The following is a 7,425-nucleotide window of genomic DNA, read 5'->3' as shown; positions in this document are numbered from 1 at the left end:
AGAACAACCTGGATAACGTAGGCAATGCCTTGAGGGATATTGAAGCGTTGCAACAGAATACGCTGCAGAGAGATGGGCACCTGCGCTCGCCAGCATTCTTTGCAGAGCGCCAGCGTCTGCTTGCACACCTGAACAGCCATATGACGGCACTGACCCGCAAGGGCATTGGATTCCCTGACCATATCAACTTGAAAAAAAAGTTGGGTATTTCCAGCCAAAGCCTGGTCCACCACTGGACCCATGCCAGTCCTGGGGGGCAAATCCCAGGTCATGCCACCCATCTTGAAGGTGTGGCGAAGGCTTCTAAATACGTTCAATACGGCGGTTGGCTGGGTACTGCCGTCGGTGGAGGTGCATCTGCCATGAAGGTGCAGGATGTGTGTACGGCGGGAAATACCGAAGCTTGCGAGCGTGTTAGATTCACCGAGGCAGGTAGCTTTGCTGGCGGAATCATAGGAGGTGCCGTCGTAGGTGCAACGTTGTCAGTTGAGACAACCGGCAGGCTCTGTATTGCACTCGGAGCACCTAATGGTGGTTTAGGGACCGGGATATGCACCGCTGTAGCGGTAGTAACAGGGGCTTTGGTCGGGGGAGCAGCAGGCAGCGGGTTTGGCGATTGGATCGGTGACCTTATCTACGAGGCAACGAGATGAGTAAAGCATCGATGATATTCGGTACTCTCGGTGGCGTAATCCTCCTACTGATCTTCGTCTGGCTCGTAGTAGCACTTCATATGGCCTATACCAAGATGGATGTACTCCTTGGGCACCTGAAAAACAGCCCGGCGATTACCGTTCTCGCCTTCTGGCGACACGCAGGGCTATCGGGGCGGTTGAGGATGATCGCCAACATTGCCGATTACGTCTCGTCACCACGTAGAGGTATCGAAAATGGCAGTATCAGTGCTCAAGACATAGAGAATCTTCCAGCGCCAATAAAGCGCAAACTGGTTTTTTTGAGGCGCAGCGTATTATTACTTTCAGTGTCACTAGTCTTGCTGTGGTGCATTGCGAAAATTTTTAACCTTAGGTAATAACATCTAGAAAGCTTGGCCTCCCAAACCGAATCCTGTAGCTCTGCACCGCATTGTATGATCATTCGCCGGGGTAATGCTCATGTCCATCCTCGAAAGCGACTGGAAGAAGTTCAAGGAACTGCGCAAGGTTGCGCTCGATCGTTTCTGCCAAGGTGTGTTGGCCGATGCCAGGACCATCACTGAACATGGTGCGCTTTCGGCTCAAGCCCGGTACGGGATGCTTTATCGGCTGATGCGCGATCGGGATAAAGACATCGTCCGGACTTTCGATCATTACAGTCGCTCAAGGGCAACTATGGCTTTGAGAATGATGGTCAACACGACTTGCTAACCGATGCAGAGTTGTCGGTCCTCAGTGAAGCGGCGCGGGAAGAGATTGCTGACGCTGTACGCCAGCCCTATGAGATTGAATGGGCTGATGAGATCATGCGGCAGGACTGACAACCGCTATCGCCAGCCTTCTACCAGAGAACCAGGATGTTGATCTTCAATTGCACCGAAGCCGCCAGCAACTTTTTCAGTCGTGTCCACAAGGGCAAGAAAATCACCCCGGTGGAGAAACCGCCGTCGCTCATTATTGAGGACGATACGCCTGACGTGTCAGCCGAACAGTGGCTGGTCCACGCCATCACCGTTCAACGTAAACATGTGCTGTTCGTCATCCATGTGAAAACCCGGTATTGCATGATTTTCGCGGAGGCAAAAAAAGCGGATGTCGAAGGTTTCGTCGATCGTTTTGCCGAGCGTTGGATACACGGCCTGATCCACCATGCGGGCCAGCACGACATCCTTCGCTGGGTCGATGATGAGCCGATGATGGAGCGCTTCCAGGAGAGTTGCCGCGAGTACGTGTTCTACAAACGCGGGCATCGCGGTGCGCAAAAACACCTCAATGAAATTGCCTGGATATTCGAGGATTGCGCCGCCGAATGGGGTACGTTGCCCCCGGATGAATTCGCCGCTGGACGCTTCGATAGTGACATGAACGACACGCCGCGAAGCAGTAAAGGTCAGAAGGACTATTACTACCCTGATGAGGAAATGATCGTTCATTGGTTACGCCGCTACGGCGGCCTTGATGAGGCTCGCATTCAAGCCGCCCGTGAGCGGCGTATGGAAGTGAAGCGGGAGATATGGGCGCTGGAGGATAAGCTTCGGCAAGCGTTCGAGCCACTGCAATAGTGCAGACACTCCAAGACCTTTTGCCGATCAGATCCTCGGGCTCTCGGAAATTGGCCAACAGGCTATCGGCCAGCTTCATCAACTCAGGATCGGGGAGCACACAATCAGAATCCGCGGTGGAAGACTGTTGATCCGAGAGGATCGGTCATTACCGATCGGTGTGGAGTTTGTGCAGGCATTTCCATTACCTCTACGTTTGAATTTGAAGAGGGCCGGGCCCAACGTAGAGGACCAAAGAATCCCAACGAAGCTGTTCGTCCACACACGAATGCGCTTACATGCTGGTAGCAGCATGCGTTCTGTGTGATGAGGTTAGCTTCTACGTTGGGCGTTTCTTAGGCACCTGCAGCAGAGATTAAAGTCGCTTTGAATGGTCATCAATGCGGATGTATCTGGAATTGCTGTAGGAGGTTTTGCGACTGCTGAGTAAGCGGGTAGGAGTTTTCCTACTGTCAATAAAAAGCCCCGATCAGATCGGGGCTTTTAGATGTTCGATTTGGCGATTCAAGTCGCTAAATCGTGGCTTGCCAAGGAATCAATCCCAGCTAAGCGCACCACCGGTTTGGTACTCGATTACCCGAGTCTCAAAGAAATTCTTCTCTTTCTTCAAGTCCATAATCTCGCTCATCCAAGGGAACGGGTTAGTCGTCCCTGGGTACTCTTCCTTCAAACCAATCTGCGACAGGCGACGGTTAGCGATGAACTTCAGGTAGTCCTCCATCATCGCCGCGTTCATGCCCAGCACGCCACGAGGCATGGTGTCACGAGCGTATTCGATCTCCAACTGAGTACCTTGCAGAATCATCTGCGAAGCTTCTTCCTTCATTTCAGCATCCCACAAATGCGGGTTTTCGATTTTGATCTGGTTGATCACGTCGATGCCGAAGTTCAGGTGCATGGATTCGTCGCGCAGGATGTACTGGAACTGCTCGGCGACGCCGGTCATTTTGTTGCGGCGGCCCATGGAGAGGATCTGGGTGAAGCCGCAGTAGAAGAAGATGCCTTCCAGGACGCAGTAGTAGGCGATCAGGTTGCGCAGCAACTCTTTGTCGGTTTCGACTGTGCCGGTTTCGAACTTCGGATCGGAGATCGAGCGGGTGTATTTCAGGCCCCAGGTGGCTTTTTTCGCGACCGATGGGATCTCGTGGTACATGTTGAAGATCTCGCCTTCATCCATGGCCAGCGATTCGATGCAGTACTGGTAGGCGTGGGTGTGGATCGCCTCTTCGAAGGCCTGGCGCAGGATGTACTGGCGGCATTCCGGGTTGGTGATCAGGCGGTACACGGCCAGCACCAGGTTGTTGGCAACCAGGGAGTCGGCGGTGGAGAAGAAGCCGAGGTTGCGCATCACGATGCGGCGCTCGTCGTCGGTCAGGCCTTCCGGGTTTTTCCAGAGGGCGATGTCGGCGGTCATGTTGACTTCTTGCGGCATCCAGTGGTTTGCGCAGCCGTCCAGGTACTTCTGCCAGGCCCAGTCGTACTTGAAAGGTACGAGCTGGTTGAGGTCGGCGCGGCAGTTGATCATGCGCTTTTCATCGACAGCGACACGGGCGGAGGCGCCTTCGAGTTCGGCGAGGCCTTCGGCGACGTCGAGCGAGTCCAGGGCGGCTTTGGCGCGGGCAACGGCGGCAGAGTCAGCGGCGGTCACGGCACGGGCTTCGAGGGCGGCGGCACCGCCGGCGCTGTCGAGACGGTCCATGTTGGCTTCGGTGGCGTGGCCAGCGTTGGCGCTCTTGACTGCTACTTCCGTGTCTTCTTTGTCGAATTCGTCCCAGCTCAGCATGACGTGTCGTCTCCTGCGTGAGGGCCAGTGTGCCCGTGTGAAAATGATCGGTTGGTTTTTCACACGGCGGTGCTGGCCGCGTTGGATAGCGTTTTTTGCAGCGGTACACGCAGGCAAATAAACATAAATTTGTACGGGGTTCCGAGAGCCACTGATGGGCGCAATCGGCATCGAATGCCGTTGCGGGGCTTCAGACTGGCTATTCATCCCTGTAAGGGGATATTGCAGGCCCGTTTAAGGCCGCATTATAGGGAAATTTTCACGGTCGTGGTGGGGCGAATCCGCGCATGGAGCGGTCAAGAGGGCAGGTTTTTCGGTCGGAGCGAGGGTTTACAGGGCTTTGGCGGGTGAAAGATTTTTTTCGCGCAAATGGCGGGGAATGGGTTTTGCTCAAAAAGTGAGCAGAAAAGGGGCTTTTTTACTACATCTTGTGTTTGTGGGCGATTTTTGACCAGTTAAGACACAACTGAGCCCGGCGCGAGCCGGGCTGGAATCGACCTTCAGCGAAGCGCTGGAGAGGCCGGATTCGGCGCAGTCAGATCAGCCGCTGGAGCAGCCGTTACCCATGACGCTGTAGCGCAGGATATGGCGCTGGCCTTTGGAGTCGTCATATTCCATTTTTGCCGGGACAACTTCACACACATTGGGAACTTCGCTCATTGAAATAACTTTGGCGATGTCCAGGTCCATCGAGTAAGTGTAATCCTCGATGGCCGGTTGTTGCTGCGCGACATCAGTCTGGGCCTCGTCTGCCATGGCGGTTGCGCACAGGCTGCTGAGGGCCAGAACCAATAAAGCTTTCATCTAGTGTTTACCTTTTTCAAGTCGAGTGGGGTCACGCAACCTTTTTGGGGTTGCGTGTGGATCGGGCTACTTGGGGTTGGGTTAACTGCCTTCGTGGGGGCTGTAACTTGGTTAACTCAGTTTGCCGGGTTGGCGGAGCGAATTTTAGGCGTGGGGGTGGCATTCATATAGGCGTGGTTTTGATAAACACCTTTGACGGATTTTGTAACAATCGGTGGATAGCCTTTTGTCTGATGCCCCTTGGTGTTCTCGGGTTTTTCGCGAGCAGGCTCGCTCCCACAGGGGTTGTGTGGGATTCGTGCTGGTATCAGGACATTTGGTGTGGGCTTGTTACTACCATCGTCGAATGGTTCTATAGGCCCCGCCCGGGCTACAACAGGGTCATACAAAAACAACTATTCCACCGAGGTAAGAAAGATGAGTGCGGCTTCCCTGTATCCCGTTCGTCCCGAGGTTCTGGCCAACACGCTGACTGACGAGGCGACCTACAAGGCCATGTACCAGCAGTCGGTCGTCAACCCGGACGGTTTCTGGCGCGAGCAGGCCAAGCGCCTCGACTGGATCAAGCCTTTCACCACGGTGAAACAGACCTCCTTCGACGATCACCATGTCGACATCAAGTGGTTCGCCGACGGCACCCTTAACGTTTCCTACAACTGCCTGGACCGTCATCTGGCCGAGCGCGGCGATCAGGTCGCGATCATCTGGGAAGGCGATGACCCTTCCGAAAGCCGCAACATCACCTACCGCGAGCTGCACGAACAAGTCTGCAAGTTCGCCAACGCCTTGCGCGGCCAGGACGTGCACCGCGGCGACGTGGTGACCATCTATATGCCGATGATCCCCGAAGCCGTGGTCGCCATGCTGGCCTGTACCCGGATCGGCGCGATTCACTCGGTGGTGTTCGGCGGTTTCTCGCCGGAAGCCCTGGCCGGTCGCATCATCGACTGCAAATCCAAAGTGGTGATCACCGCCGACGAAGGCATTCGTGCCGGCAAGAAGATTCCGCTCAAGGCCAACGTTGACGACGCCCTGACCAACCCGGAAACCAGCAGCATCCAGAAGGTCATCGTGTGCCAGCGCACCGGTGGCAACATCAAGTGGAACCAGCACCGCGACATCTGGTACGAAGACCTGATGAAAGTGGCGGGCACCGTTTGCGCACCTAAAGAGATGGGTGCTGAAGAGGCGCTGTTCATCCTTTACACCTCCGGCTCCACCGGCAAGCCGAAGGGCGTGCAGCACACCACCGGCGGCTATCTGTTGTACGCGGCCATGACCCACGAGCGCGTGTTCGACTACCGCCCGGGTGAAGTCTACTGGTGCACCGCCGACGTCGGCTGGGTCACCGGCCACACTTACATCGTCTATGGTCCGCTGGCCAATGGCGCGACCACGCTGTTGTTCGAAGGCGTGCCGAACTATCCGGACATCACCCGGGTGGCGAAGATCGTCGACAAGCACAAGGTCAACATCCTCTACACCGCCCCGACCGCCATTCGCGCCATGATGGCCGCGGGTACGGCCGCCGTTGAAGGCGCCGATGGCAGCAGCCTGCGGCTGTTGGGCTCGGTGGGCGAGCCGATCAACCCGGAAGCCTGGGACTGGTACTACAAGAATGTCGGTCAATCCCGTTGCCCGATCGTCGACACCTGGTGGCAGACCGAGACCGGCGCGACCCTGATGAGCCCGCTGCCAGGCGCCCATGGCTTGAAGCCGGGTTCCGCGGCGCGTCCGTTCTTCGGCGTGGTGCCGGCGTTGGTGGACAACCTGGGCAACATCATCGAAGGCGAGGCCGAGGGCAACCTGGTGATTCTCGATTCGTGGCCAGGCCAGGCGCGTACGCTGTATGGCGATCACGACCGTTTCGTCGACACCTACTTCAAGACCTTCCGTGGCATGTACTTCACCGGTGACGGCGCCCGTCGCGATGCCGATGGTTACTACTGGATCACTGGCCGCGTGGATGACGTGCTCAACGTGTCCGGTCACCGCATGGGCACCGCCGAGATCGAAAGCGCGATGGTCGCTCACCCGAAAGTCGCTGAAGCGGCGGTGGTTGGCGTGCCGCACGACATCAAGGGGCAAGGCATCTATGTCTATGTCACCTTGAAAAATGGTGAGGAGCCGAGCGAGCAACTGCGTCTGGAGTTGAAGAACTGGGTGCGCAAGGAGATTGGTCCGATTGCTTCGCCGGATGTGATCCAGTGGGCGCCGGGGCTGCCGAAGACTCGTTCGGGCAAGATCATGCGGCGGATTCTGCGCAAGATTGCGACGGCGGAATACGATGCGTTGGGGGATATTTCCACCCTGGCGGATCCGGGTGTGGTGCAGCATTTGATTGATACGCACAGGACGATGAATGTTGCTTAAGTAGCGTTCAGCGTCATCGAAGCCCTGCCAGGTGTTGAGCCTGGTGGGGCTTTTTGTTGCCTGGAGTTTTTGTGGTGGCTGTGCGGGCCTCTTCGCGGGCAAGGCCGCTCCTACAGGGGCTATGGAGTGTTCGCGATCTGTGTCACACCATGGAAACCTGTGGGAGCGGGCTTGCTCGCGAAGGGGCCAGAACAGCCACCGCATAAACAACAGCCAATAATTATCGGCTTCCCCTGTGGGATGTTTC

General features: G+C 56.4%; 5 protein-coding genes and 2 pseudogenes. 5 read left to right on the top strand and 2 right to left on the bottom strand.

Annotation, left to right across the window (positions count from 1 at the left end):
- The 4 genes and pseudogenes from SOP95_RS29805 to SOP95_RS29790 form a co-directional block, all read left to right on the top strand.
- Positions 1 to 653: pseudogene (locus tag SOP95_RS29805) on the top strand (PAAR domain-containing protein); the annotation flags it as partial.
- Entirely contained in the window at positions 650 to 1,033 is a 384-nt protein-coding gene (locus SOP95_RS29800) for a hypothetical protein (RefSeq protein WP_274077881.1), read from the top strand. The pseudogene SOP95_RS29805 and the gene SOP95_RS29800, both read left to right, overlap by 4 nt.
- 82 nt (positions 1,034 to 1,115) lie before the next feature.
- A pseudogene (locus tag SOP95_RS29795) lies at positions 1,116 to 1,477 on the top strand (hypothetical protein).
- A gap of 36 nt (positions 1,478 to 1,513) precedes the next feature.
- Complete coding sequence (locus SOP95_RS29790) at positions 1,514 to 2,218, top strand: DUF6933 domain-containing protein (RefSeq protein ID WP_323609285.1); 705 nt, start codon at positions 1,514 to 1,516, stop codon at positions 2,216 to 2,218.
- Positions 2,219 to 2,753: 535 nt separating this feature from the next.
- Here the strand turns inward: SOP95_RS29790 and SOP95_RS29785 are convergent.
- Both SOP95_RS29785 and SOP95_RS29780 read right to left on the bottom strand, forming a co-directional pair.
- Positions 2,754 to 4,001, bottom strand: a complete 1,248-nt coding sequence (locus tag SOP95_RS29785; protein ID WP_007978181.1) for a ribonucleotide-diphosphate reductase subunit beta — start codon at positions 3,999 to 4,001, stop codon at positions 2,754 to 2,756.
- Positions 4,002 to 4,541: 540 nt separating this feature from the next.
- Positions 4,542 to 4,805, bottom strand: coding sequence for a DUF2790 domain-containing protein (locus SOP95_RS29780; RefSeq protein WP_274077885.1), 264 nt, complete (start codon positions 4,803 to 4,805; stop codon positions 4,542 to 4,544).
- 417 nt (positions 4,806 to 5,222) lie between these two features.
- Between SOP95_RS29780 and acs the strand changes: the two genes are divergently transcribed.
- A complete protein-coding gene (acs, locus tag SOP95_RS29775; RefSeq protein ID WP_274077886.1) occupies positions 5,223 to 7,178 on the top strand; it encodes an acetate--CoA ligase in 1,956 nt (651 codons plus the stop codon).
- Positions 7,179 to 7,425: the final 247 nt, after the last annotated feature.

Origin of the sequence: Pseudomonas sp. YuFO8, assembly GCF_035065025.1 — a bacterium.
Classification (GTDB): Bacteria; Pseudomonadota; Gammaproteobacteria; order Pseudomonadales; family Pseudomonadaceae; genus Aquipseudomonas; species Aquipseudomonas putida_AE.
This window is presented reverse-complemented; position numbering and strand designations above follow the sequence as displayed.

What these genes read in the sequence shown, in the direction of transcription:
- SOP95_RS29800 (WP_274077881.1), top strand. Translation starts at nt 650, where the DNA reads ATGAGTAAAGCATCGATGATATTCGGTACTCTCGGTGGCGTAATCCTC.
- SOP95_RS29790 (WP_323609285.1), top strand. Translation starts at nt 1,514, where the DNA reads ATGTTGATCTTCAATTGCACCGAAGCCGCCAGCAACTTTTTCAGTCGT.
- SOP95_RS29785 (WP_007978181.1), bottom strand. Translation starts at nt 4,001, where the DNA reads ATGCTGAGCTGGGACGAATTCGACAAAGAAGACACGGAAGTAGCAGTC.
- SOP95_RS29780 (WP_274077885.1), bottom strand. Translation starts at nt 4,805, where the DNA reads ATGAAAGCTTTATTGGTTCTGGCCCTCAGCAGCCTGTGCGCAACCGCC.
- acs (WP_274077886.1), top strand. Translation starts at nt 5,223, where the DNA reads ATGAGTGCGGCTTCCCTGTATCCCGTTCGTCCCGAGGTTCTGGCCAAC.